Below are 25294 nucleotides of genomic sequence, written 5' to 3' on the forward strand. Positions count from 1 at the left end.
GTCGCCCAAAAGTGCGCAGCGGTTTTGGGATAACGACATGCACAAAAACAGGAACTTGAAGCGTGTCGCGGAGTGATGCGCTTTAAGTTGCCAAATTGCCGCAGGGTTACCTTGCCCCGTGGTTGTCTAAATCGATTGAAGATATGGCGATATGCGCTAGCATGGGCTGGGAGGAATGGTGAAAGCCGGTATGATCATGGCAACCGCACGAGAGGCGACATGACACGCGCGATGACAACCGAAGCCCCCATTCTCGACATCCCCGATCCCAAGACACTTGCTGACGAAGTTTTGAAGGCGCTCAAATACAGGGTCGGCAAGGGCACCACCGTTGCGACTCAATACGACTGGCTCACCGCCTCGATCAAGGTGGTGCGCGACCGCATTGTCGATCACTGGATGCAGGCGACGCAGGAGGCCTACGCCCAGCAGGAAAAGCGCGTCTACTATTTGTCGCTCGAATTCCTCATCGGCCGCCTTATGCGCGATGCCTTCTCCAATCTCGGCCTGATGGACAATATGCGCGAAGCGCTGTCGTCGCTTGGCGTCGACCTTGATCTCATCGCCGCGCTCGAACCGGATGCGGCCCTTGGCAATGGCGGTCTCGGCCGCCTCGCCGCCTGCTTCATGGAAAGCATGGCGACTGTCGATATCCCCGCGCATGGCTACGGCATTCGCTACGCCAACGGCATGTTCCGGCAGGAAATCCACGACGGCTGGCAGGTGGAGCTGCCCGAGACCTGGCTCGATCACGGCAATTCCTGGGAGTTCGAGCGGCGCGAACGCTCCTTCGAGGTCGGCTTCGGCGGCTCGGTGGAATCGATCACCTCGAAGGACGGCCGCCTCGAGCGCCACGTCTGGAAGCCGACCGAACATGTTCTGGCCGTCGCCTATGATACGCCGGTGGTCGGCTGGCGGGCCAAGCGCGTCAACACGCTGCGCCTCTGGTCCGGCATGCCGATCGATCCGATCCTGCTCGACAAATTCAACGCCGGCGACCACATCGGCGCGCTCGCCGAAAGCAACAAGGCCGATGCCTTGTCGCGCGTCCTTTACCCCGCCGATTCCCACAAAGCCGGGCAGGAGCTGCGGCTGCGGCAAGAGTATTTCTTCTCCACCGCCTCGCTGCAGGACATTCTCCAGCGCCATCTCAGCCAGTATGGCGACCTGCAATCGCTGCCCGACAAGGCGGCGATCCATCTCAACGACACCCATCCGGCCATCGCGGTGCCTGAGCTGATGCGCCTGTTGATGGATGTCCACGGCATGGATTTCGACCAGGCCTGGAGCGTCACCAGGCGTACCTTCGGCTACACCAACCATACGCTGCTTCCCGAAGCGCTCGAAAGCTGGCCGGTGCCGCTGTTCGAGCGGTTGCTGCCGCGCCACATGCAGATCGTCTACGCCATCAACGCCGAAGTGCTGCTGGAGGCACGCGCGACCAACCAGTTCTCCGGCGAGCAGATCGGCCGCATCTCGCTGATCCAGGAGAACGGCGACCGCCGGGTGCGCATGGGCAATCTCGCCTTTGTCGGCTCGCACTCGATCAATGGCGTCTCGGCGCTCCATACCGAATTGATGAAGCAGACGGTGTTTGCCGACCTCCACAAGCTCTACCCCGACCGCATCAACAACAAGACCAACGGCATCACGCCGCGGCGCTGGCTGATCCAGTGCAACCCCGGCCTGACCGCTTTGACCCGCGAGGCGATCGGCGACCGCTTCATGGACGACATCGACGCCATCAAGGGTCTCGACGCCTTTGCCGACGACGCCGCGTTTCGCGAGAAATTCGCCGCCGTCAAGCGGGCGAACAAGGTCAGGCTCGCCAATCTCGTTGCCGACCGCCTCGGCATCAAGGTCGATCCCTCGGCGCTGTTCGACATCCAGGTCAAGCGCATCCACGAATACAAGCGCCAACTCCTGAACATCCTCGAAGCGGTCGCGCTCTACGACCAGATCCGCTCTCATCCCGAGCGCGACTGGATGCCTCGCGTAAAATTCTTCGGCGGCAAGGCGGCGCCGAGCTATCACAACGCCAAGCTGATCATCAAACTTGCCAATGACGTCGCCAAGGTCATCAACCGCGACCCGGCCGTTCGCGGCCTGCTGAAAGTGGTGTTCCTGCCGAATTACAACGTCAGCCTGGCCGAGATCATGATGCCGGCGGCCGACCTTTCCGAGCAGATCTCGACTGCCGGCATGGAAGCCTCGGGCACCGGCAACATGAAATTCGCGCTGAACGGCGCGCTGACCATCGGCACGCTCGACGGCGCCAATGTCGAGATCAAGGAGTGCGTCGGCGACGACAACATCTTCATCTTCGGCCTGACCACTGTCGAGGTCGCCGAGCGGCGCGGCAACGGCTACAATCCCCGATCCGTGATCGAAGCGTCGCCGGAGCTCTCGCAGGCCATTGCCGCCGTTTCATCGGGTGTTTTCTCCCCTGACGATCCGCAGCGCTACCGCGACCTGATCAACGGTCTCTTTCAGAGCGACTGGTTCATGGTGGCGGCCGATTTCGATGCTTATGCCGACGCCCAGCGCGACGTCGACGCGGTCTGGCGCAACAGCCCGGACTGGTACGCCAAGGCGATCCGCAATGTCGCCCGCGTCGGCTGGTTCTCTTCCGATCGCACGATCCGTCAATATGCGAAAGAAATCTGGAACGTGCCCGTTTGATATGATTGCATGAGGCCACGAACAAGTGGAGTGAATTTGACCTTCGCACCGCAGAGAGTGCGCCAGGCGACAACGCGAATGTTGAATTCAAAACTCCACTAGAAACAGACACTTGGTGCCCGGGGAGGGACACTGCCTGATGAGGAAGCCGCGCGTGACCGCTGCGACAAGCGGGCCGGACGGACTGGCGCCAGCCGGCGATGTCGCTGCGATTGTCGCCGGTACGCATGGCGACCCGTTTGCTGTCCTCGGCGTGCAGGAGGCAGGGAAGGGATTTGTCGCCCGCTGCTTCGTTCCGCATGCGGAGTTCATTACCGCGTATACGCTGACCGGCAAGAAGGTGGGCGAACTGTCGAGGATTGTCGACGGCGGTTTCTTCGAGGGCAGGCTGTCGCTCAGGAAACGCCAGCCGCTACGCTATCACGTGAGAAACGCCGGCGGCGACTGGTGGCTGACCGACCCATATTCATTCGGTCCGGTGCTTGGGCCGCTGGACGATTACTATATCGCTGAAGGGTCGCATCTCAGGCTGTTCGACAAGCTCGGCGCGCATCTCATCGATCACGAGGGTGCATCCGGCGTGCATTTTGCCGTCTGGGCGCCCAATGCGAAGCGCGTCTCGGTGGTCGGCGATTTCAACGAATGGGATGGCCGCCGGCACCCGATGCGCGATCGCCGCGACACCGGCATCTGGGAATTGTTCATTCCTGATATCGGCGCCGGCCGGCCCTACAAATACGAGATCATCGGCCCCGACGGCGTGAGGCTGCCGCTCAAGGCCGACCCGTTTGCCTTCAGGTCCGAACTGCGCCCGGCCACCGCTTCGGTGACAGCGCTTCCGCCGGCGCATGAATGGGGCGACGAGGCGCACCGCAATTTCTGGCGCAACGCCGACCACAGGCGCGAGGCGGTGTCGATCTACGAGGTCCACGCCGGCTCCTGGCAGCTTCACGACGACGGCAGCTTCCTGTCGTGGGACGAACTCGCCAAGAGACTGATCCCCTATGTCGTCGATACGGGCTTCACCCATATCGAATTCATGCCGATCTCCGAACATCCCTATGATCCGTCCTGGGGCTACCAGACGACCGGTCTCTACGCGCCGTCGGCCCGCTTCGGCGATCCGGACGGGTTCGCCCGTTTCGTCGACGGCGCCCACCGCGCCGGTATCGGCGTCATCCTCGACTGGGTGCCGGCGCACTTCCCGGTGGACGAGCACGGTCTGGCAAAATTCGACGGCACCGCGCTCTACGAGCATGCCGACCCGCGCAAGGGCTTCCATCCCGACTGGAACACCGCGATCTACAATTTCGGCCGGCGCGAGGTCGTCTCCTTCCTCGTCAACAATGCGCTGTTCTGGGCCGAGAAATACCATGTCGACGGCTTGCGCGTCGATGCGGTCGCCTCGATGCTCTACCTCGATTATTCGCGCAAGGCCGGCGAATGGATCCCCAACGACAAGGGCGGGCGCGAAAACCTCGAAGCCGTCAGCTTCCTGCAAAGGATGAACAAGGAGGTCTACGGCCACCATCCGGGCGTGATGACGATCGCCGAGGAATCGACCTCCTGGCCGAAGGTCTCGCAGCCGGTGCACGAAGGCGGGCTGGGCTTCGGCTTCAAGTGGAACATGGGCTTCATGCACGACACACTGGAGTACTTCTCCAAAGAGCCGATCTTCCGCAAGCACCATCACAACGACATCACCTTCGGCCTGGTCTACGCCTTCTCCGAGAATTTCGTGCTGCCGCTCTCCCATGACGAAGTCGTGCATGGCAAGGGCACGCTGCTTAACAAGATGGCCGGCGACGACTGGCAGAAATTCGCGACATTGCGTGCCTATTACGCCTTCATGTGGGGCTATCCCGGCAAGAAGCTGTTGTTCATGGGACAGGAATTCGCCCAGCGCCGCGAGTGGAGCGAGGCGCGCGCGCTCGACTGGAACCTGCTCGATTTCCGGCTGCACCGCGGCGTCTGGCAGACGGTGCGCGATCTCAACTATCTCTACCGCTCGCGCCCTGCCCTGCATGGGCGCGACTGCGAGCCGGAGGGCTTTTCCTGGCTGATCGTCGATGACAGCGCGAACTCGGTGTTTGCCTGGCTGCGCAGCGCGCCGGACGGAAATCCGGTTGCCGTCATCTCCAACTTCACGCCGGTGCCGCGCGACAATTACCGCGTGCCGCTGCCGCATTCCGGCAAATGGCGCGAGATCATCAACACGGACGCCTCGGATTATGGCGGTTCCGGCAAGGGCAATGGCGGCGTCGTCGAGGCGCGGGCGGATGGAGGAAGCATATCGGCGACGATGCTTTTGCCGCCGCTGTCGACGATCATGCTCGAATTTGCTCCGGACTGAGTAAATTGGGAGGGTAAAAATGGCAGAGATAAAACGAACCCAGCCGCTGGCGCGCGATGCCATGGCCTATGTGCTGGCCGGCGGGCGCGGCAGCCGCCTCAAGGAGCTGACCGACCGGCGCGCCAAGCCGGCGGTCTATTTCGGCGGCAAGACGCGCATCATCGATTTCGCGCTCTCCAATGCGCTCAACTCAGGCATCCGCCGCCTCGGCGTCGCCACCCAGTACAAGGCGCATTCGCTGATCCGCCATTTGCAGCGCGGCTGGAACTTCCTGCGCCCTGAGCGCAACGAGAGCTTCGACATCCTGCCGGCCAGCCAGCGCGTATCGGAAACGCAATGGTACGAAGGCACAGCCGATGCCGTCTACCAGAACATCGACATCATCGAGGCCTACGGGCCTGAATACATGGTGATCCTTGCCGGCGACCACATCTACAAGATGGACTACGAGCTGATGCTTCGCCAGCATGTCGACGCCGGCGCCGATGTCACCGTCGGCTGCCTTGAAGTGCCGCGCATGGAAGCGACCGGCTTCGGTGTCATGCATATCGACGCCAAGGACACCATCATCTCCTTCATCGAAAAACCTGCCGACCCGCCCGGCATTCCCGACAAACCGGACTTTGCGCTGGCCTCGATGGGCATCTATGTGTTCAAGACCAAGTTCCTGATGGAGCAACTGCGTCGCGATGCAGCCGAACCGGGCTCAAGCCGCGACTTCGGCAAGGACATCATCCCCTATATCGTCGAGCACGGAAAGGCGATCGCCCATCGCTTCGCCAAATCCTGTGTGCGCTCGACCGCCGAGAACGAGGCCTACTGGCGCGACGTTGGAACCGTCGATGCCTATTGGGAGGCCAATATCGACCTCACCGACGTGACGCCGGAACTCGACCTCTACGACCGCGACTGGCCGATCTGGACCTATGCCGAGCTGAAGCCGCCGGCAAAGTTCGTGCACGACGAGGATGGCCGCCGCGGCTCCGCCGTATCCTCGCTCGTCTCGGGCGACTGCATCGTCTCTGGTGCGTCGCTGAAAAGAAGCCTGATCTTCACCGGCGCGCGCATCAATTCCTATTCGACGCTGGAAGAAGTCGTCATGCTGCCCGACTGTCATGTCGGGCGGAACGCAAAGTTGAAGCGCGTGGTCATCGATCATGGCGTAAGGATACCGGAGGGTCTGGTGGTCGGCGAGGATCCCGTTCTCGACGCCAAGCGCTTCCGCGTTTCCGAAAAAGGCATCTGCCTCGTCACGCAGGACATGGTCGACAGGCTGGGATCGTAGTCGCATGCAGGTTCTGTCGGTCACGCCCGAAATATTCCCCTTGATCAAGACAGGCGGGCTTGCCGACGTGACCGGCGCCTTGCCCGTCGCGCTTGCCGGCAAGGGCGTGACCATGCGCACGCTCATCCCCGGCTATCCCCAGGTGATGGATGCCTTCAAGAAAAAGAAGGCCGTTCACCAATATCCGCTGCTGCAGGGCGGCAGAGCTTCGGTCCATGCAGTGCAGATCGCCGGGCTCGACCTGTTCGTGCTCGACGCGCCGCATCTGTTCGACCGCCCCGGCGGTCCCTATGGCAATGCGACTGGTGCCGACTGGCCGGACAATTGGCGGCGTTTCGCGGCGTTGAGCCAGGTCGGCGGCGACATCGCCGGCGGCGCCATCTCCGGCTACAAGCCTGACATCGTCCATGCCCATGACTGGCAGTCGGCGATGACGCTGGCCTATATGCGCTACGGCAAGGCGGTCGGCACGCCGTCGATGATCACCGTCCACAACCTCGCCTTCCAGGGCCAGTTCGGCGCCGGCATCTTTGGCGAGCTTGGCTTGCCCGCGGTGGCCATGGCGCTCGACGGCGTCGAATATTATGGCGGTGTCGGCTTCCTCAAGGCCGGCCTGCAGGCTGCCTGGGCGATCACCACGGTCAGCCCGACCTATGCGCAGGAAATCCGCTTGCCGGAGTTCGGCATGGGCCTCGACGGCCTGATCAACATGCGCTCCACCGATCTCCATGGCATCGTCAACGGCATCGACACCGATATCTGGAATCCGGAAACCGACAAGCACCTGGTCTCCAACTACACAGCCAAGACATTGCAGGCGCGAACGCCCAACAGGACCGCCGTCGAGGATCGTTTCAGCCTTGACCGCGACGACAGTCCGGTCGTTTGCGTCATCAGCCGGCTGACCTGGCAGAAGGGCATGGACATATTGGCGGCCGTCGTCGACGGCATTGTCGCGGCGGGCGCGCGGCTCGCCATCCTCGGATCCGGCGACGCCGGCCTCGAAGGCGCGCTGCTGGCCGCGGCAGCCCGCCATCGCGGCCGTGTCGGCGTCGTTATCGGCTGGGACGAAGGGCTCTCCCACACCATGCAGGGCGGCTGCGATGCCATCGTCATCCCCTCACGCTTCGAGCCTTGCGGGCTGACGCAGCTTTACGGCCTGCGCTATGGCTGCGTGCCGGTCGTCGCCCGCACTGGTGGCCTCGCCGACACGGTGATCGACGCCAATGAGGCCGCCGTCTCGGCTGGCGTCGCGACCGGTTTCCAGTTCGCGCCTGCCAATGGCGGCGCACTCCTGCACGCCATGCACCGCCTCGTTGAAGCGCACGCCAATCCCGCGGTCTGGACGTCGATGCAACAGCAAGGCATGAAGGCCGATGTGTCGTGGGACAAGAGCGCCGAAAAATACGTTGAACTCTATCGCTTGCTGCTTTCGAAAAGGGCTGCCTGACGCATGATACGCACCATCGCCACCAAACCCTATCCCGACCAGAAACCCGGCACGTCCGGACTGCGCAAGAAGGTACCGGTGTTCCAGCAGGAGCACTACGCCGAAAACTTCATCCAGTCGATCTTCGACGCTTTGGACGGCTTCAAGGGCAAGACGCTGGTGATCGGCGGCGACGGCCGCTTCTACAACCGCGAGGTCATTCAGAAGGCCATCGCCATGGCTGCGGCCAACGGGTTCGGCAAGGTGATGGTCGGGCAGGGCGGCATATTGTCGACGCCGGCGGCCTCGCATGTCATCCGCAAATACAAGACCTTCGGCGGCATCATCCTGTCGGCCAGCCACAATCCGGGCGGCCCGCACGAGGATTTCGGCATCAAGTACAATGCCGGCAATGGCGGCCCGGCCCCGGAAAAGCTGACCGACGCCATCTTCGCCAGGACCAAGGCGATTTCGAGCCTCAAGATCGCCGACATCGAGCCGATCGACATCGACACAACAGGCACGATCAAGGCCGCCGGAATGACGGTCGAGATCATCGACCCGGTCACCGACTATGCCGAGCTGATGGAAAGCCTGTTCGATTTCGACGCGTTGCGCAAATTGTTCAAGTCGGGCTTTCGCATGCGCTTCGACGCCATGCATGCGGTGACCGGTCCCTACGCCAAGGAAATCCTCGAGAACCGGCTTGGCGCGCCCAACGGCACCTGCCGCAATTTCAAGCCGTTGCCGGATTTCGGCGGCCACCACCCGGACCCGAACCTCGTCCATGCCAAGCACCTTTATGACGAGATGATGGGACCGGACGCGCCGGATTTCGGCGCCGCTTCCGATGGCGACGGCGACCGCAATCTGATCATCGGCAAGGGCATTTTCGTCACCCCATCGGATTCGGTCGCCATGCTTGCCGCCAACGCCCGCCTGGCGCCCGGCTACAAAGACGGCCTCAAAGGCATAGCCCGCTCGATGCCGACCAGTGGTGCCGCCGACCGCGTCGCGGAAAAACTCGGCATCGGCATCTATGAAACGCCGACCGGCTGGAAATTCTTCGGCAATCTGCTCGATGCCGACATGGCGACGATCTGCGGCGAGGAAAGCGCCGGGACCGGCTCCAACCATGTCCGCGAAAAGGACGGCCTGTGGGCCGTGCTGTTGTGGCTCAACATCCTGGCCGCGCGCGGCGAAAGCGCCAAGCAGGTCGTCACCGAGCATTGGGCCGCCTATGGCCGCAACTATTACTCGCGCCACGACTATGAAGAAGTCGAGACCGAGCGCGCCAATGCGCTGGTCGACGAGTTGCGAGCCAAGCTTGGTTCGCTGCCGGGCACCAGCGTGCGCGGCATGACAATCGCCAGTGCCGACGACTTCGCCTACCATGACCCGGTCGACGGTTCGGTGAGCAAGAACCAGGGCATCAGGGTGCTCTTCGAAGGCGGATCGCGCGTCGTCTTTCGCCTCTCCGGCACCGGCACGTCTGGTGCGACGCTGCGCGTTTATATCGAGCGCTATGAGCCGGACAAGACCCGGCACGATCTCGACACCCAGGCCGCGCTTGCCGATCTGATTGCGGCGGCCGATGATATTGCCGGGATTCGCAGCCATACCGGCCGCGCCAAGCCGAGTGTGATTACCTGACAGAAAAAGCTTCCATGGCTCCCTCGAAGCGTTCTGGAATGGGTGCCAAGCCGTCGTTCAATGTTCTCGGGAAAGGCGTTTTCTTTGCCTTTGCTTCGAACAGTGCGACGCGCGGTTGGGTCTGCTTGTTTGACCCGGCCGGAGCGGTAGAGACACAACGGATAGAGCTTGAGCGAACTCCGCTGCAACCCGCTATGGATGTGGCGGTTTTCCAGGGCTTCGTCCAGAATATTGAAGCCGGCACGCGCTACGGCTTTCGCGCCGATGGGCCTTACGCTCCGGAGGAGGGCCTGTGGTTCGATCCCGACAAGCTGTTGGTCGATCCCTACGCCGCCGAGATCGATCGCCCCTACGCCTATGACCCGCGCCTCGCGGCGCGGCGCGGGGAAAGCGGCGACACCGCCGCGCTTGTGCCCAAGGCCATAGTGGCTGCATTGCCCGAACCGGCCGCACCTTTGCCGCCGGTCTTTTCTCCCGGCGGCTTAATTTACGAGCTCAACGTTCGGTCTTTCACGAAGCTGCACCCGGATATCCCTGAGAAGCAGCGCGGCACCATTGCAGCAATTGCCCACCCGGCCATTGTCGAACATCTGCGAAAGCTTGGTGTCTCCGCGGTCGAACTCATGCCGGTGATCGCATCGATCGACGAGCGGCATTTGCCGCCGCTCGGACTGCGCAACGCATGGGGCTACAATCCCGTCACCTTCATGGCGCTCGACCCGCGTCTTGCGCCGGGCGGTCTGGCTGAATTGCGGGGTACGGTGAAGGCATTGCGCGACGCCGGCATCGGCACCATTCTCGATCTCGTCTTCAACCATACCGGCGAAAGCGACAGGTTGGGGCCGACACTGTCGCTGCGCGGCCTCGACAACCACGCCTATTACCGGCACGCGCCGGACGGGGGACTGGTCAACGACACCGGCACCGGCAACACGGTTGCGTGCGACCATCCGGTTGTCCAGGAAATGATCCTCGACACGCTTCGCCATTTTGTCAGCCATGCCGGCGTCGACGGCTTCCGTTTCGATCTGGCGCCCATTCTGGGCCGTGTCGAAGGGATTTTCGATGCCGATGCGCCACTGCTCAGGGCTATCCGGAACGATCCGGTTCTTGGCGACCGGGCGCTGATCGCCGAGCCCTGGGATATCGGGCCGGACGGCTACCAGCTCGGCAATTTCCCCCCGCCCTTCCTCGAATGGAACGACAAATATCGCGACGATATCAGACGTTTCTGGCGCGGCGACCGCGGCATGGTCGGTGCGCTGGCGACAAGGCTTGCCGGCTCGTCCGATGTGTTCGGCAGGGCAGGGCGGCGCACCAGCCGCTCCGTCAATTTCATCGCCGCGCATGACGGCATGACGCTGGCCGATATCGTCGCCTACGAGCACAAGCACAATGAGGCCAATGGCGAACAGAACCGGGACGGTCACAGCGAGAACCTGTCATGGAACAACGGTATCGAGGGCACCACATCAGACGCGGCTATCGCCAAGGCCCGCTTCGATGATCAATGCGCATTGCTGGCCACGCTCTTTGCCTCGCGCGGCACCATCATGCTGACGGCAGGCGACGAATTCGGCCGCACGCAGAAGGGCAACAACAATGCCTATGCGCAGGACAACGGGATCACCTGGCTCGACTGGGCTGGACGCGATCGGGCGCTGGAGCGCTACGCGGTCTTGCTCGCCGCGCTGCGCCGCGCCGCGCCGGCGCTCTCGGATACGCATTTTCTGACCGGGGAGGCGGCAGATGCGTCGGACATTCCCGACGTCGCCTGGTTGACCGAGACCGGCGTGCCGCTTGGCGAAGCGGACTGGAACGATCCCTCGCGACATCGACTGGTCATGCTGCTCGGCGATGACGGCGGCGGCCGCCTTGCCGTCATGGTCAACGGGGACCGCCGCCAATGTGTCTTCACTTTGCCGGCGCGCGAAGGGTTCGAGTGGCGCCCGGCGATCGAAACGCAGGCGATCGGCTTTGCGCGGCCGCAGCCGGGCCGCAGTGTGAATTTCATGATTGAGCGCAGGGCCGGCACGGCCCGTGCCGGGGAGGGTGCGTGATGGCCGATGAGAAGACCGAGTGGTGGCGCGGCTGCGTCATCTACCAGATCTATCCACGCTCCTTCCAGGATACGACAGGGGACGGCAGCGGCGATCTCAATGGCATCGCGTCGAGGCTCGCTCATGTCGCCTCGCTGGGCGTCGACGCCGTCTGGCTGTCGCCTTTCTTCAAATCGCCAATGGCCGACATGGGTTATGACGTGTCGGATTACCGCGCGGTCGATCCGATGTTCGGCACGATCGAGGATTTCGACGCGCTGATCGCCGAAGCGCACCGGCTCGGCCTGAAGGTCGTCATCGACCAGGTTCTGTCGCATTCATCCGACAAGCACGACTGGTTCGTCGAAAGCCGCGCCAGCCGCGACAATCCCAAGGCCGACTGGTACGTGTGGGCCGATACGAAGTCCGACGGCAACGCGCCCAACAACTGGCTGTCGGTGTTCGGCGGCCCGGCCTGGGAGTGGGATTCGAGCCGCCGGCAGTATTACATGCACAATTTCCTGGCCTCGCAGCCGGACCTGAATTTCCACAATCCCGAGGTGCAGGATGCGCTTCTGGACACGGTACGGTTCTGGCTGGAACGAGGCGTCGACGGCTTCCGGCTGGATACGGTCAACTATTATGTCCATGACCGCTGGCTGCGCAGCAATCCGCCCTTGGCGTCAAGTGTCGCCGGCACCAACACTGAAACCAACACCTATCTCTATCAGGAGCATCTGTTCGACAAGACGCAGCCGGAAAATCTCGCTTTCCTCAGGCGGTTCCGCGCGCTGCTCGATGAATATGAGGGCCGCGCCGCCGTCGGCGAGGTCGGTGACGAAACCCGCTCGCTGCAAACGCTCGCCGCCTATACCTCCGGCGGCGACAAGCTCAACATGTGCTACACTTTCGACCTGCTCGGGTCGCAATTCTCGGCCGCGCATGTGCGCGGTTGCGTCGAGGCGTTCGAGGCCGCAGTCGCCGACGGCTGGGTCTGCTGGGCCTTCTCCAACCACGATGTCGTGCGCCATGTCAGCCGCTGGACAAGGCCCGGCGGCGATCCGGACGCCGTGGCGAGGTTCTCGATCGCGCTGCTGTCTTGCCTACGCGGATCGATCTGTCTCTACCAGGGTGAGGAACTCGGACTGGAAGAGGCGGAACTGGCCTTCGAGGATCTGCGCGATCCGGTCGGTATCCGCTTCTGGCCAGGGGTCAAGGGCAGGGATGGCTGTCGCACGCCGATGGTCTGGGAAGCCGGCGCCGACAATGCCGGCTTTTCCCTAGGCAAGCCGTGGCTTCCGGTCCCGGCAGGCCATCGCAGCCGCGCCGTCGATGTGCAGAACGGCGAGCAGGGTTCCGTGCTCGCCGCCTACAGGGCGATGCTGGCGTTGCGCAGGCAGCACCCGGCGCTGGTTCGGGGCTCGATCCGGTTTCTCGATGCCGAGGGCGATGTCCTTGCCTTCATGCGCGAAGGCGGCGGGGAGAGGCTGCTCTGCGTCTTCAACTTCGCCGACGCGCCGGCCGACTGGCCCTTGCCACAGGATGCTGGCTCGGTGGCGGTGATCGATCTTGGCGGCGGCGCGGCCTTGCAGGAAGAGGGACTGTCGCTCCCGGCGGAGGGCTGGTTCCTCGGACGGCTTGGCTGATCCGCCAATGCATGTCGCGCAAAAGTGCGCAGCGGTTTTGCGATAACGACATGCATAAAAACAAGAACTTAAAGCGCGGCGCCTGAATCCGTTCAAACGCGACGCGCTTTATTGGATCACCTCACTGGACGAGCACGGAGCGCCCGCAAGTCGCGCCGACGACCCGGACATCAGCCTCGCCGACCCGCACGCCGAGTGCCGCAAGCACGTTGTAGACCAACTCGTCGACTGGTGCTGTCACGCCGTTCAGCAGCGTCACCACCGCTGGCTTCACCGCTCCGAGCAGGGCGGTTACGTCAAGCCCGAGGCCCAGCGCGCTGACCGAGAGCGACAGATTGTTGACCAGCGACGTGGTGAGCGATTGTGTCAGGTTTTTCGTGGAGACGGTCTTGATCGTCTTGTTGGCGATTTCGGTGCTGTTGAAGGTCAATGTCGTTGGATCGTTGTTGGCGATCTCAACCGCCGAAGAACCGTTCACTCCCAGCAGATTGAGGGTAAGGAACAGAAGCTTCACCTCTACCGCCGCGATCGTGGCATCGGAGAACGACTGCGGATTGCTGAAATCGGCGAAGGCGGCGGGGCTGCCGTCGGCGTCGCTATTGGCAAGGCGCAGCGCGGCGACGCCCGGCCGTGCTTCTATGGTAACCTTCAAACTGTCCGGACGCCCCGTTGGACAACTTATGTCGGTCAGTTTCGCTTCGGCGTAAGCCACTTCCACATGCAATGGCAGATTGACGGACAAGAGCTTGACGCCGCCGCCGAGGGCGGCGTTGCCGATGCCTACGGACGCCAGCAACTTGATCCGCGTCTGCGCGGTGCGCACCACGGCGCCTTTCTCGCCGATCGTCAACCATGGCGAGAACTGCATGGGTTCGCCGATTGCGATGGCAAGGCTAGTGGAGGTAAGTCCAGGGACGGTGGCTCCGAGGTTGACCTGGACCTGGTTCGAGCCGTTGGCGAGTGCCGCGGCGGCGCTCAGCATTCCCATGGCGCTTGCATCGACCGAAAGACCGGCCGGCTTTTGCCCGAGACCCAACTGGCCGACCGAGCCGAGATCGACGAGATGGCTGAGGGGGATCTTGACCGTGCTGGTGGCCTTCGACGCGATCGTCAGCAGAGCGAACTTGCTGGTGCCGCCAAGTCCCGGAACATTGGCCATCGCGGTGGCGATCTGGCCCACCGTCGCTTTCGACGCCAGCACGTCGGAATAGCTGACGCCTGTCAGGTTCAACTGCACCGCAAGGGCGTCGACAAACGAAAGCACATTGATATCGGCCGAGATCAGCGCGTTGTAGTCCATGACGCTGAGCGAGATGTTGCCGCCCAGGAGCCCGCTGAGAAGCGAGTTGAGGATGCCGCCATTGACGCTGAGAAGCCGGGACCCGATCGAGAACATCGCCTGCGGCGTCAGGCTGGCGATGGCCTCGGTGCCGATGACCGGGGTCGGAATAAGCGAACTCGCAAAATAACGGGCGGGGATCTTGTTGAGAGCGACATGGACGGCGTTGTAGGGCGTCTTGCCGGCCTCGAAACGTTGTCCCACGCTGAGCGACGATGCCGCCGAATATCGGCCGGGGGTGACCGATACGACGGTCTTTCCCAGAGTGGGAACGACTGTCTGGCCTGCCTTCTCGACAATTATGCCCGGCATGCCGTTGTCGCCGAGCGTGGTCACCACCGCGGCCTCGATGTTGTTCATGTTCGAGGCGGCCGTGATTGCCGCGAGGTCGGTCATTGCCTGGGCTTCCCGGCGCTCCACATAGATCGAGCCTTCGTCGATGGCGAAAGCCGCCGCCGCCAGCGCGACCGGCGCGCTCAGCGCCGTCATGATGGTGAAGTTCGCCTTCAGATCGCTGAGCATCGATCGTGCGATCCCACCGATTCTCCGCTGCAAGGACTTCGACATTCAGATGCCTCCGATTCTTATCGTCGACTTGCGTGATATCGTGGTTCCCGGCATTGGCAGGGCAGGCAACAGGTTCCAGATCGGCAGGTTGCGGGCGTCGTATTGGATGGACACGACGAACTGGTTTCCATCGGCGGTGCTGTCCTTGGCCTGATAGGTGAGCTTGCTGGAATCGACGAACGGATATCCGCTTGCATTGTTGGTGACATAGCTGGTCACCAGCGCCTGACGCTCGGTTTCGTTAAGCCCGGCAATTGCCGTGCGGGCGGCGTCCGCAGCGATTTGCTGGACGGAGTGGCTGGCGCCGAAATAGACACCGTATGCAACCATTCCGAGCAAAAGCAGGATAAAAATTGGCGAAAGCAACGCGAATTCGACCGCGGTGGTCCCGGATCGTTCTCTCAATTGAAGTAGTTTTTCGCTAAATCCGCGTATCTTTTGCTTCATTTTGAAGTTTGTTTTACTGCCAATCTTATCCATGTCCTTCGCCCATCAAAGATGCGAGAGAGACGTACAGAGGTCAGTTAAAAATGTAACTCATGGTTGCTTAAGAACGCATTAAGGTTTTTGGCGAACTGCAAGTGAATGCAGGTGCCTTGCCCGAAGCGAAGGCTTCGCGGGTGAGAAGAGCAGGGATCGGGCTCATGGTTTCGATCGGCGTTTTGGCTGTCGTGCGGAGGCCTTACTCTGGGTGACCCCGAGAGTCTGTTGAAATAAAAAATCTCCGCGTTACTGTCTGGGCACCAAGCCGCCGGAAAGGGAACCGGCAGCGCGCTCGAAGAAGCCATCGATCGGTTTCGGGGCGTCAACACTCAAGAGGCGTCGCCAAAGGGCCGTCTCGACAGGGAGAACTTCATGCTGAAAAATATGCTGAAGGCGACGGTATTCGCCACAACCATGGCCTTGGCCGCCGGCACCTTGCTTACGCCGGCTTTCGCCGAGGTCGTCTATAACAGAGGCACCGCCGCCGAATCGGAGACGGTCGACCCGCACAAGACCTCGACGGTCTACGAAGCCAATATCTTGCGTGACCTGTTCCAGGGGCTGGTCATGCAGGACCAGAACGCGAACCTTATCCCGGGCGCCGCCGAGAGCTGGACAGTATCGGATGACGGCACCGTCTATACGTTCAAGCTGCGCAAGGACGGTCTCTGGTCGGATGGCAGCCCGGTGACGGCTGAAGACTTCGTCAACGCCTTCCATCGCCTGGAGGATCCGGCCACGGCCGCCGAATACGCCTCGATGCTCTATCCCGTGAAGAACGCCGAGGAAGTCAACACCAAGAAGGCGAAGCCCGAGGAGATGGGCGTCAAGGCGATCGACGCGACCACCCTTGAGGTGACGCTGAAGGCGCCGACCCCTTACTTCCTGGAGATGCTGACCCACCAAGCGACCTATCCAATCAACAAGGCCTCGATGGACAAGCTCGGCGCCGACTGGATCAAGCCGGGCAATCTGGTCTCCAACGGCGCCTATACGCTGGCCGAGTGGGTCCCCAACGACCATATGAAACTGGTCAAGAATCCGAAATTCTGGGACGCGGCAAGCGTCAAGATCGACACCGTCAACTACATCCCGACCGAAGATCGCTCGTCGGCGATGAAGCGCTTCGAGGCCGGTGAACTCGACAGCTACGACGATCTCCCGACCGAACAGCTCGCCGACCTCAAGACCAAGTTCGGTGACCAGATAAAAGTCGGGCCGTATCTCGGCACCTACTACTACGCGATCAAGACCGACAAGGCGCCGTGGGACAATGTCGAGCTGCGTAACGCCATCTCGATGGCGATAGACCGCGACTTCCTCGCCGAAAAGGTCTGGCAGAATTCAATGCTGCCCGGCTATTCGATGGTGCCTCCGGGCATTGCGGGCTATACGCCGGCGGTGGCCAAGTACGCGGACATGTCGCAGATCGACCGCGAGGACGCAGCCAAGAAGATCCTCGAGAAACTCGGCTATACGCCCGAGAAACCATTGAAGATGGAAATCCGCTACAACACCTCGGAAAACCACAAGAACACCGCCGTGGCCATCCAGGAGCAGTTGAAGCCGCTCGGTATTGAAGTCACCATGGTCAACACCGACACCAAGACCCACTACTCCTTCCTCGAGCAGAAGGGCGACTATGACGTGGCGCGCGCCGGCTGGATCGCCGACTACAAGGATCCGGAAACCTTCCTCGGCATCTCCCGCAAGGCCAGTGGCAACAACTACTCGGACTATAACAGCCCGAAATTCGAGGCGGCCATGGACAAGGCGGCCGCCGCCGGCGGCAAACCCGAGGAACGCATGAAGGAACTCGCTGACGCCGAGCGCATCCTCGTCGACGACGTCGGCAACATCCCGCTTCTCTACTATAGCTACAAAGATATCGTTTCTCCGAAGCTGCATGGCTTCGTCGACAACGTGATGGACGTGCATCCGTCGCGCTTCATCTCCAAGGAATGACAATCATCCTTGGCTGGATCGCCGCGCTCTCTTCAGGGGGCGCGATGGTCCGGTCGGTCGTCGCATCGGTCCGAAAGTCGTGGTCGATTTTCGGCAAACACGATGCGAAGATTTGAAGGCGCTGGAGCGTGGTTATGCGTCCGCATGGATGCGTGTCGCTCTAGCCGAAGCGGGGCGCCGATGCTGCGTTATGTATTCCGGCGGCTTCTGACCGCCATCCCGACGCTGTTGGTCATCGTGACCATGGCGTTCTTCCTGATACGCGTCGCGCCAGGCGGCCCGTTCAACCAGGAGCGGGGCCTGAGCCCCGAGATCAAGGCAAATCTTGATGCGCAGTTCGGCCTGGCCGATCCGCTCTGGCTGCAATATGTCCACTATCTCGGCAATCTGCTGCGCGGCAATTTCGGCCCGAGCTACAACATGCCGGACTTCACGGTTGGCGAATTGTTTGCCAAGGGCCTGCCGATATCGATCCAGCTCGGCGCCTCGGCGCTCATCCTGGCGCTGCTGCTCGGTAGTGTGCTCGGCACCATCGCCGCGCTCAACCAGAACAAGCTCGCCGACTATTCGGTGATTGCGCTGGCGACCGCAGGCAGCACCATCCCGACCTTCGTCATCGCCCCGGTGATCCAGCTCTTGTTCGGGTTGACCTGGAAGCTTTTGCCGATCGGCGGCTGGGGCGATGGCGCCTTGATCAACAAGGTCGGCCCGGTGCTGACGCTCGCTCTGCCGCAGATCGCCATCGTCGCCCGCCTGATGCGCGGCTCGATGATCGAATCGCTGCGGTCACATCATATCCGCACCGCGCGAGCGCTCGGCCTGTCCGACTGGTCGGTCGTCGTCAAGCATGCGCTGCGCGGCGCTATTCTGCCGATCGTCTCTTTCACCGGCCCGGCAGCCGCGGCACTGCTCACCGGCTCGGTCATCGTCGAGACGATCTTCTCCATCCCAGGCGTCGGCCGCTATTTCGTCGATGCCGCGCTCAACCGCGACTACACGCTGGTCATGGGAACAGTGGTGGTGATCGCCATCTTCACCATCGTCTTCAACCTGATCGTCGACGTCATGTATGCGGTCGTCGACCCGAGGGTGCGCTATGACTGACGTCGCAGCCATCGCTCCAGCCGTCGTCGGCCGCTCGCTGTGGGGCGATGCCTGGGCGCGCCTCAAGGCCAATCGCGCCGCCATGTTCAGCCTCTACTATCTCGCTTTCATAGCGGCAATCAGCGTCTTCGGCCCCTGGTTCGTGCCGCATCAATACACCACCATCTATGCCGACTATGTGCGCACGCCGCCAAGCTTCTCCGCCTATCCCAAGGCCGACATGATCGGCACCGCACTCGACGACGCGATCAAGCGCATGCGTGTCGACATCAAGGAGTGGCGACAGGAAGGCAACAAGGTCTTCGTCACCGTCAAGTCGACCAGGCCGATCGACGACCGCAACATCCGCTATCTCGACCGCTCGGATGCCTTTGACGACACCAAGATCGAGAGCAAATCGCCCGACGGTCTCGAAGTGACGATGAGCGCCTCGATCAAGCAGCAATATTTCCTGTTCGGCACCGACAACACCGGCCGCGATCTGTTGTCGCGAACGCTGATGGCGGGACGCATCTCGCTGGCCATCGGCCTGCTTGCCGGCGTCGTGGCGGTGGTGATCGGCGTGCTCTACGGCGCCACCGCCGGTTTTTCCGGCGGCAAGGTCGATGAGGTTATGATGCGCATCGTCGACGTGCTCTATTCGTTGCCGTTCATCTTCTTCGTCATCATGCTGGTGGTGTTCTTCGGCCGCAACTTCGTGCTGATGTTCCTGGCGGTGGGTGCCGTGCTGTGGCTCGACATGGCGCGCATCGTGCGTGGCCAGGCGCTCTCGATCCGGCGCCAGGAATATGTCCAGGCGGCCGAAGCCCTGGGCGTCGGCCAGCGCGGCATCCTGGTCCGCCATGTCATACCCAACCTGCTCGGGCCGGTGGTGATCTACATGACGCTGCTGGTGCCGCAGGTCATCATCCTGGAGAGCTTCCTGTCGTTCCTCGGCCTCGGTGTCCAGGAACCGATGACCAGCTGGGGCGTGCTGATTTCGGTCGGCGCCAAGAACATCGGCACGGCCAACTGGCTGCTGTTGTTCCCCGCCTTCTTCCTCGTCTCGACGCTGTTCGCCCTGAACTTCGTCGGCGACGGCCTGCGCGATGCGCTCGACCCCAGGGATCGCTGAGATGGCTGTTTCCGAAACGATTCTCAGCGTCAAGGACCTTCGCGTCCGTTTCCGCACGCTTGACGGTGCGGTCGAGGCCGTCAAGGGCATCAACATCCACGTCAATGCAGGCGAAACCGTCGCCGTGGTCGGCGAATCCGGTTCCGGCAAGAGCCAGACGATGATGGCGGCGATGAGCTTGCTGGCCTCGAACGGCGAAGCCACGGGGGTCGTCGACTATCGTGGCCGTAACCTTTTGACGCTGAGCAAGGCCGAGCTCAACCAGGTCCGCGGCCGCAAGATCAGCATGATCTTCCAGGAGCCGATGACCTCGCTCGACCCGCTCTATTCGATCGGTAACCAGTTGATCGAACCGATCCGCAGGCACCGCGGGCTGAATGCGGCCGCAGCGCGCGAAGAGGCGCTCAAACTCTTGCGGCTGGTCCATATTCCCGATCCCGAACGGCGGATGAAATCCTACCCGCACGAAATGTCGGGCGGCCAGCGCCAGCGCGTCATGATCGCCATGGCGCTGGCCAACGATCCCGACATATTGATCGCCGACGAGCCGACGACGGCGCTCGATGTGACGATCCAGGCGCAGATCCTCATGCTTCTGGCCGAACTGCAGCGCAAGCTCGGCATGGCGATCGTCTTCATCACCCACGATCTCGGCATCGTCCGGCGTTTCGCCGACCGGGTCTATGTCATGCGCTATGGCGAAGTGGTCGAGGAGGGCGAGGCCGAAGCGATCTTCGCCAATCCTCAGCACGCCTATACCAAGATGCTGCTGGCCGCCGAGCCGACCGGCACCAAGGCGCCGCCGCCGCCAAACGCACCTGTCCTGCTCGAAGGCCGGAATGTCGAAGTGACCTTCAAGATCGGCGGCGGATTCCTTGCCGGAGAGCCGCTGCTGCTGCGCGCGGTCGACCGTATTTCGATCCGGCTGAAGCGGAACCAGACCATCGGCATCGTCGGCGAATCCGGCTCGGGAAAATCGACGCTCGGCCGGGCCTTGCTACGGCTCCTGCCGAGCGATGGCGTCATCCGCCTCGGCGACCGCGACATTTCCAGGGCCGACCGTCAGGCGATGCGGCCGCTGCGGCGGGAATTGCAACTCGTCTTCCAGGATCCGTTCGGCTCGCTATCGCCGCGCATGACCGTCGGCCAGGTCATCACCGAAGGGCTTCTGGTTCACGAGCCGGCACTGTCGGGCAAGCAGCGCGATCAGCGCGCGGTCGAGGCCTTGCGCGAGGTCGGGCTCGATCCGAATGCGCGCAATCGCTATCCCCACGAATTCTCCGGCGGCCAGCGCCAGCGCATCGCCATCGCGCGCGCCATGATCCTCAAGCCCAAGGTGGTGGTGCTCGACGAGCCGACCTCGGCGCTTGATCGTTCTGTGCAGAAGCAGATCGTCGAACTGCTGCGCAAGCTGCAGGCCGACAACGAACTGTCCTATCTCTTCATCAGCCACGACCTCGCCGTCGTGCGCGCCATGGCCGACTACATCATCGTCATGAAGCAAGGAAAGATCGTCGAGGAGGGGCCGACCGAGGCGATCTTCAGCAATCCGCAGGCCGCCTACACCCAGACGCTGATGAATGCGGCCATCGATGTCACGCGGTTTCGGCTGAGCGCGTAGCGCTGCCGGTGAGTGCAAAGTCCACCCCTTCTATTCTCTAACGATAGCTACCTCTCGTGACCAATTGCCAGGGCAAATGCTCCGGAATGGGCCATCGACTCTATAGGTAAAGATTTTCCGCTTGGAGTCTTTGGGTGAAGGTCGCCAATCCAAAACGACGCCACCGTGCCAAGCCTTCTCCTTCTGTTTCTCATGCAGGAATACGCGGCCACGAGTGTGTTTCAATTCATCGGCAGTGTTGCCGGCAACTGTCCATTCCCCGGTTTCAAAGAGGCCATTTTCAAGTTTAATCCAGTTCATTTTGTGCTGGCAGATGACATGTAGGTTAGTCATCTTTTCATCCTCTTACGATGATCTCGACTCTGTGATCGCAGAGTCATTGGCATAATATGCCATAGTCCTGTATAATGGGGTTGATAGCTGGAGTACAGGTTCCAATGCCAACGCGCAATGTCGTCCTGACGGAGCACCATCAGGAGGTGATCGATCGGCTGGTGGAAACAGGCCGCTACCAGAACGCCAGCGAGGTTTTGCGAGATGGCTTGCGTCTCGTCGAACAGCGCGAGGCGCGGGAAAAGGCAAGGCTCGCAGCACTTCGAGAAGCGGCCCGCATCGGGTTCCAGGACATTGAGGAGGGTCGACTCCGGGACGTGCGCGACGACAGCCTGGAGGAATTCATGAGCAGCCTGGGAGAGCGGGCAAGCGTGCGCGCCAAAAATGCCGACCGGTGAGGCATGGCTGTCTATCGGCTTTCCGCAGCCGCCCAGGAAGATATCATCGAGTTGCTCGTCTACACGCAAGCCAATTTCGGTGAGATCGCGCGCCAGCGCTACGAGCGGCTGCTGATCACCGCCCTGCGCGACATCGCGACCGATCCTGAGCGGGCAGGTAGCGTTGTCCGTACCGAACTTGGCCATGATGTCCGCAGCTATCATCTGCGGCATAGCCGTGAGCGCGCGAGGACGGAGCACGGCATTGTCCTGCGCCCGCGTCATCTCTTGCTTTACCGCATAACCCTTGGCGTGATCGGCGTTGGCCGTATTCTTCACGACGTGATGGAGCTCGAGCGCCATCTTCCGGCGAATTACGGTGATGACTGATCGTCTGCCCGTGTGTTGAAGACGCTTGGCGGAATTGCGTGGGAGAAGGACGAGCCGGCCTGATGAACAAGCGGTTTCGGGAAGAACTAAACATTTGTTTTTCTGGTCGGAGTGGCAGGATTTGAACCTGCGACCCCATCGTCCCGAACGATGTGCGCTACCAGGCTGCGCTACACTCCGTGACCAGACCGCGGGCTTATAGCCGCCGCACCTCGTTCCTGCAAGCGCCAATGGCAGCGCTTCCGTCGCATTTCGTCGGCTTTTGCGGCAACGTCATACAGGTTTCAGTTTCCTGCTGGATAAACACGGCTTAAAGGCTTCTTGGGTTAAGCGACCGACCCACATTGCCTTCCCGATTCCAGCCACTTGGAGTTTTGCTGTCTTGCCCCTGAAGATCGTAAGCGAATCCCGTCCCAACACCTTTGAGTTTGAAACCTCGGCGCTGATCAAGCCGTCCGGCTTTCGCGAGTACGATGCGCGCTGGTGGTTCGGCCATCCGGCCTCGGCTGAGCCGCCGGAGCTCAATCTGATCGGTGTCCAGGCGCTCGGCATGGGGCTCGGCACGCTGATCCGGCGCCTGGGCGCGGGACCCGCTATCGTCACCGGGCATGATTTCCGCTCCTATTCGCTTGCCATCAAGCTGGCGCTGGTTTCCGGACTGATGGCCGCCGGCGCCCGCGTCAAGGATATTGGCCTGGCACTGTCGCCGATGGCCTATTTCGCCCAGTTCGCGCTCGATACGCCGTCTGTCGCCATGGTCACCGCCTCGCACAACGAAAATGGCTGGACCGGCGTCAAGATGGGGGCGGCGCGACCGCTGACCTTCGGTCCGGAGGAGATGAGCGCACTGAAGGCGATCGTGCTTGCCGGCGACTTCGATCTTGTCGGCGGCGGCTCCTACGATTTCGTTGCGGATTTCCGCAAGACCTATCTGGACGATCTGACCAGGGACAAGCGCATTTCGAGAAAGCTCAAGGTGGTCGCCGCCTGCGGCAATGGCACCGCCGGCGCCTTTGCGCCCGAAGCGCTGACGCGGATCGGCTGCGAGGTGATCCCGCTCGACGTCGATCTCGATCATACGTTTCCGCACTACAACCCTAATCCCGAAGACATGCAGATGCTGCACGCGATCCGTGACAAGGTCTTGGAGACAGGAGCCGATGTCGGACTTGGCTTCGACGGCGACGGCGACCGCTGCGGCGTGGTCGACAATGAAGGCAACGAGATCTTCGCCGACAAGGTCGGCGTCATGCTCGCGCGCGACATTGCGCGCCTTTATCCGGGCTCGACTTTCGTCGTCGACGTCAAGTCGACCGGCTTGTTCAACACCGACGCCGCCTTGCGCGCCGATGGCGCCGTCACCGATTATTGGAAGACCGGCCACTCCTACATCAAGCGGCGTGTGGCCGAACTCGGCGCGATCGCCGGTTTCGAGAAATCCGGCCATTTCTTCTTCAACCCGCCGATCGGCCGCGGCTATGACGATGGCCTCATCACTGCCATCGCCATCTGCGAGATGCTGGACCGCAGCCCGGCAAGCAGCATGGCCGATCTCTATCGCGATCTGCCGCTGACCTTCGGCACACCGACCATGTCGCCGCACTGCGCCGACGCGGTGAAATATGGCGTCGTCGAGCGGGTCGTTTCCGACTTTCAGGCCATGAAGCAGGATGGCGCGGCGTTTGCCGGGCAGAAGATCGCCGACCTGATCACCGTCAACGGCGTTCGCGTCGTTGCCGAGGACGGCACCTGGGGCCTGGTGCGGGCGTCGTCGAACAAGCCTGAGCTTGTCGTCGTGGTCGAGAGCCCGGTGTCATCCGAGCGGCGCCGGCAGATGTTCGAAGCCGTCGACGCCGTGCTGCGCCGCAGCCCGGAGGTCGGCGCCTACAACCAGACTTTCTAGGTTCAGGGCCTCATCGCATCGCGCGGTGACAAGGCCATACAAGGGAAGCGGAGCCAGCTTGCCGCTGATCCGTTTCCGTCCGGACCTCATCGCCAACGGGAGCTCAGGCGGGCTTAAGATGTCTGCCCAAGAACGTTCCAGTCGAACTTCCGCGCCCAGTCGGCAAAACTGTGCCAGCGGACCTCCTGGAAATCTCGGTGCAAGGCCTCGATATCGACGTCGTAGCCGATGCGGTCGAACCACTCGAACATCAGCGCCGCGTCCTCGCTTTGCTGGCGGGCTACCGCGATCGGGATTTCCTGATAGTTGATCGGACGGCCGATGGCATGCGAAAGGATCTTCGCCTGGTCTTCGCCGGACAACTCGTCTCCCGCAATATCGAAACGCTTGCCGAACACGCGTTCGCGCCGCTCGACCAGTGCGGCAACGAAGGCCCCGATGTCTGCCAGGGTGACCAGCTGGAGGAGGCGTTTGGCAGGCATCGCGAAAGCGTGCGTGCCCTGGCTGAGCGCCCCGATCGACCACGGCGCGACGATGTTCTCCATGAAGGCGACCGGCGCGCTGATCGTGTAGGGGATGCCGAGCCCGGCAACATGGTTCTCGACGAGATATTTGCTTTCGAAATGCGGGATGCCGGTCTTCTTGTCGGCGTCGGCAACGGACGAATAGATCAGATGTCCGACGCCGGCAGCCTTGGCTGCGTCGGCGGCCAGAATCCCTTGGCGGGTCTCCTCTTCCATCCCCGCCTCATAGCTGTTGCCCATCAAGAACATGGTGTCGACGTCTTTTGCGGCCTTCACAACAGAGGCCATATCGCCGAGATCGCCGGCCACGATCTCGACGCCCGCCGGCGCCAACTGCCGCGCGGCCTCGCTGTCCGGCTTGCGGGTCAAAGCCTTGACGCGATGTCCCCTCGACAGCAGGGCACGCGCAACCGCGCCGCCTTGTTGGCCTGTGGCGCCGGTAACGAGAACGCTTCGTTTGGTGGTCATGTGTCTGCTCCTTATTTCG

17 protein-coding genes and 1 tRNA gene are annotated in these 25294 nt (G+C 62.1%); 14 read left to right on the plus strand and 4 right to left on the minus strand.

What is annotated here, in order from left to right; all coding sequences use genetic code 11:
* Positions 1-219 precede the first annotated feature (219 nt).
* From MESS4_RS12700 to MESS4_RS12730, 7 genes are all read left to right on the plus strand, one after another.
* Complete coding sequence (locus MESS4_RS12700; protein ID WP_006330868.1) at positions 220-2682, plus strand: glycogen/starch/alpha-glucan phosphorylase; 2463 nt, start codon at positions 220-222, stop codon at positions 2680-2682.
* 139 nt (positions 2683-2821) lie between these two features.
* A complete protein-coding gene (gene glgB / locus MESS4_RS12705) occupies positions 2822-5035 on the plus strand; it encodes a 1,4-alpha-glucan branching protein GlgB (RefSeq protein WP_006330869.1) in 2214 nt (737 codons plus the stop codon).
* Positions 5036-5054: 19 nt separating this feature from the next.
* A complete protein-coding gene (glgC, locus tag MESS4_RS12710; protein ID WP_006330870.1) occupies positions 5055-6320 on the plus strand; it encodes a glucose-1-phosphate adenylyltransferase in 1266 nt (421 codons plus the stop codon).
* Positions 6321-6324: 4 nt separating this feature from the next.
* The gene (gene glgA / locus MESS4_RS12715; protein ID WP_006330872.1) at positions 6325-7770 is read left to right on the plus strand and encodes a glycogen synthase GlgA; all 1446 of its coding nucleotides are present in this window, start codon (positions 6325-6327) and stop codon (positions 7768-7770) included.
* Positions 7771-7773: 3 nt separating this feature from the next.
* The gene (locus tag MESS4_RS12720) at positions 7774-9402 is read left to right on the plus strand and encodes an alpha-D-glucose phosphate-specific phosphoglucomutase (protein WP_006330874.1); all 1629 of its coding nucleotides are present in this window, start codon (positions 7774-7776) and stop codon (positions 9400-9402) included.
* 38 nt (positions 9403-9440) lie between these two features.
* Entirely contained in the window at positions 9441-11462 is a 2022-nt protein-coding gene (gene glgX / locus MESS4_RS12725) for a glycogen debranching protein GlgX (protein WP_036241138.1), read from the plus strand.
* Positions 11462-13087, plus strand: a complete 1626-nt coding sequence (locus tag MESS4_RS12730) for an alpha-glucosidase family protein (protein WP_006330877.1) — start codon at positions 11462-11464, stop codon at positions 13085-13087. Before glgX ends, MESS4_RS12730 begins: the two co-directional genes overlap by 1 nt.
* A gap of 121 nt (positions 13088-13208) precedes the next feature.
* Here the strand turns inward: MESS4_RS12730 and MESS4_RS12735 are convergent, their stop codons facing one another.
* Positions 13209-14948 (minus strand): pilus assembly protein TadG-related protein, encoded by a 1740-nt coding sequence (locus MESS4_RS12735; protein WP_006330878.1) that lies wholly within the window; start codon positions 14946-14948, stop codon positions 13209-13211.
* A gap of 45 nt (positions 14949-14993) precedes the next feature.
* Positions 14994-15440: a TadE/TadG family type IV pilus assembly protein gene (locus tag MESS4_RS12740; RefSeq protein WP_085987817.1), complete on the minus strand. Its 447-nt coding sequence runs from the start codon at positions 15438-15440 to the stop codon at positions 14994-14996.
* Positions 15441-15848: 408 nt separating this feature from the next.
* On the opposite strand from MESS4_RS12740, the gene MESS4_RS12745 reads away from it, so the two are divergent.
* From MESS4_RS12745 to MESS4_RS12770, 6 genes are all read left to right on the plus strand, one after another.
* Positions 15849-17441, plus strand: coding sequence for a peptide ABC transporter substrate-binding protein (locus MESS4_RS12745; RefSeq protein ID WP_006330880.1), 1593 nt, complete (start codon positions 15849-15851; stop codon positions 17439-17441).
* A 180-nt stretch (positions 17442-17621) separates the two neighbouring features.
* Entirely contained in the window at positions 17622-18545 is a 924-nt protein-coding gene (locus tag MESS4_RS12750) for an ABC transporter permease subunit (RefSeq protein ID WP_006330881.1), read from the plus strand.
* Entirely contained in the window at positions 18538-19659 is a 1122-nt protein-coding gene (locus MESS4_RS12755) for an ABC transporter permease subunit (RefSeq protein ID WP_006330882.1), read from the plus strand. Before MESS4_RS12750 ends, MESS4_RS12755 begins: the two co-directional genes overlap by 8 nt.
* 1 nt (position 19660) lies before the next feature.
* Positions 19661-21280 carry an ABC transporter ATP-binding protein gene (locus tag MESS4_RS12760; RefSeq protein WP_006330883.1) on the plus strand — a complete coding sequence of 540 codons (1620 nt, stop codon included), beginning with the start codon at positions 19661-19663 and terminating at the stop codon, positions 21278-21280.
* Positions 21281-21717: 437 nt separating this feature from the next.
* Positions 21718-22011, plus strand: a complete 294-nt coding sequence (locus tag MESS4_RS12765) for a type II toxin-antitoxin system ParD family antitoxin (protein ID WP_006330885.1) — start codon at positions 21718-21720, stop codon at positions 22009-22011.
* Between the two features lie 3 nt (positions 22012-22014).
* Positions 22015-22380, plus strand: coding sequence for a type II toxin-antitoxin system RelE/ParE family toxin (locus tag MESS4_RS12770; RefSeq protein WP_006330893.1), 366 nt, complete (start codon positions 22015-22017; stop codon positions 22378-22380).
* A gap of 103 nt (positions 22381-22483) precedes the next feature.
* Here MESS4_RS12770 and MESS4_RS12775 read toward each other — a convergent pair.
* Positions 22484-22560 (minus strand) — tRNA-Pro (locus MESS4_RS12775).
* 202 nt (positions 22561-22762) lie between these two features.
* Between MESS4_RS12775 and MESS4_RS12780 the strand changes: the two genes are divergently transcribed.
* Positions 22763-24283: a phosphomannomutase/phosphoglucomutase gene (locus tag MESS4_RS12780; protein ID WP_006330896.1), complete on the plus strand. Its 1521-nt coding sequence runs from the start codon at positions 22763-22765 to the stop codon at positions 24281-24283.
* Positions 24284-24396: 113 nt separating this feature from the next.
* Here the strand turns inward: MESS4_RS12780 and MESS4_RS12785 are convergent, their stop codons facing one another.
* Entirely contained in the window at positions 24397-25275 is an 879-nt protein-coding gene (locus MESS4_RS12785; protein ID WP_006330898.1) for an NmrA/HSCARG family protein, read from the minus strand.
* Positions 25276-25294 lie beyond the last annotated feature (19 nt).

The sequence above is a fragment of the Mesorhizobium sp. STM 4661 genome (assembly GCF_000359125.1).
In the GTDB taxonomy this organism is placed as follows: Bacteria; Pseudomonadota; Alphaproteobacteria; order Rhizobiales; family Rhizobiaceae; genus Mesorhizobium.

Coding starts and splice junctions, on each gene's coding strand:
- MESS4_RS12700 (WP_006330868.1), top strand. CDS start 220: ATGACACGCGCGATGACAACCGAAGCCCCCATTCTCGACATCCCCGAT.
- glgB (WP_006330869.1), top strand. CDS start 2,822: ATGAGGAAGCCGCGCGTGACCGCTGCGACAAGCGGGCCGGACGGACTG.
- glgC (WP_006330870.1), top strand. CDS start 5,055: ATGGCAGAGATAAAACGAACCCAGCCGCTGGCGCGCGATGCCATGGCC.
- glgA (WP_006330872.1), top strand. CDS start 6,325: ATGCAGGTTCTGTCGGTCACGCCCGAAATATTCCCCTTGATCAAGACA.
- MESS4_RS12720 (WP_006330874.1), top strand. CDS start 7,774: ATGATACGCACCATCGCCACCAAACCCTATCCCGACCAGAAACCCGGC.
- glgX (WP_036241138.1), top strand. CDS start 9,441: ATGGGTGCCAAGCCGTCGTTCAATGTTCTCGGGAAAGGCGTTTTCTTT.
- MESS4_RS12730 (WP_006330877.1), top strand. CDS start 11,462: ATGGCCGATGAGAAGACCGAGTGGTGGCGCGGCTGCGTCATCTACCAG.
- MESS4_RS12735 (WP_006330878.1), bottom strand. CDS start 14,948: ATGCTCAGCGATCTGAAGGCGAACTTCACCATCATGACGGCGCTGAGC.
- MESS4_RS12740 (WP_085987817.1), bottom strand. CDS start 15,440: ATGAAGCAAAAGATACGCGGATTTAGCGAAAAACTACTTCAATTGAGA.
- MESS4_RS12745 (WP_006330880.1), top strand. CDS start 15,849: ATGCTGAAAAATATGCTGAAGGCGACGGTATTCGCCACAACCATGGCC.
- MESS4_RS12750 (WP_006330881.1), top strand. CDS start 17,622: ATGCTGCGTTATGTATTCCGGCGGCTTCTGACCGCCATCCCGACGCTG.
- MESS4_RS12755 (WP_006330882.1), top strand. CDS start 18,538: ATGACTGACGTCGCAGCCATCGCTCCAGCCGTCGTCGGCCGCTCGCTG.
- MESS4_RS12760 (WP_006330883.1), top strand. CDS start 19,661: ATGGCTGTTTCCGAAACGATTCTCAGCGTCAAGGACCTTCGCGTCCGT.
- MESS4_RS12765 (WP_006330885.1), top strand. CDS start 21,718: ATGCCAACGCGCAATGTCGTCCTGACGGAGCACCATCAGGAGGTGATC.
- MESS4_RS12770 (WP_006330893.1), top strand. CDS start 22,015: ATGGCTGTCTATCGGCTTTCCGCAGCCGCCCAGGAAGATATCATCGAG.
- MESS4_RS12785 (WP_006330898.1), bottom strand. CDS start 25,275: ATGACCACCAAACGAAGCGTTCTCGTTACCGGCGCCACAGGCCAACAA.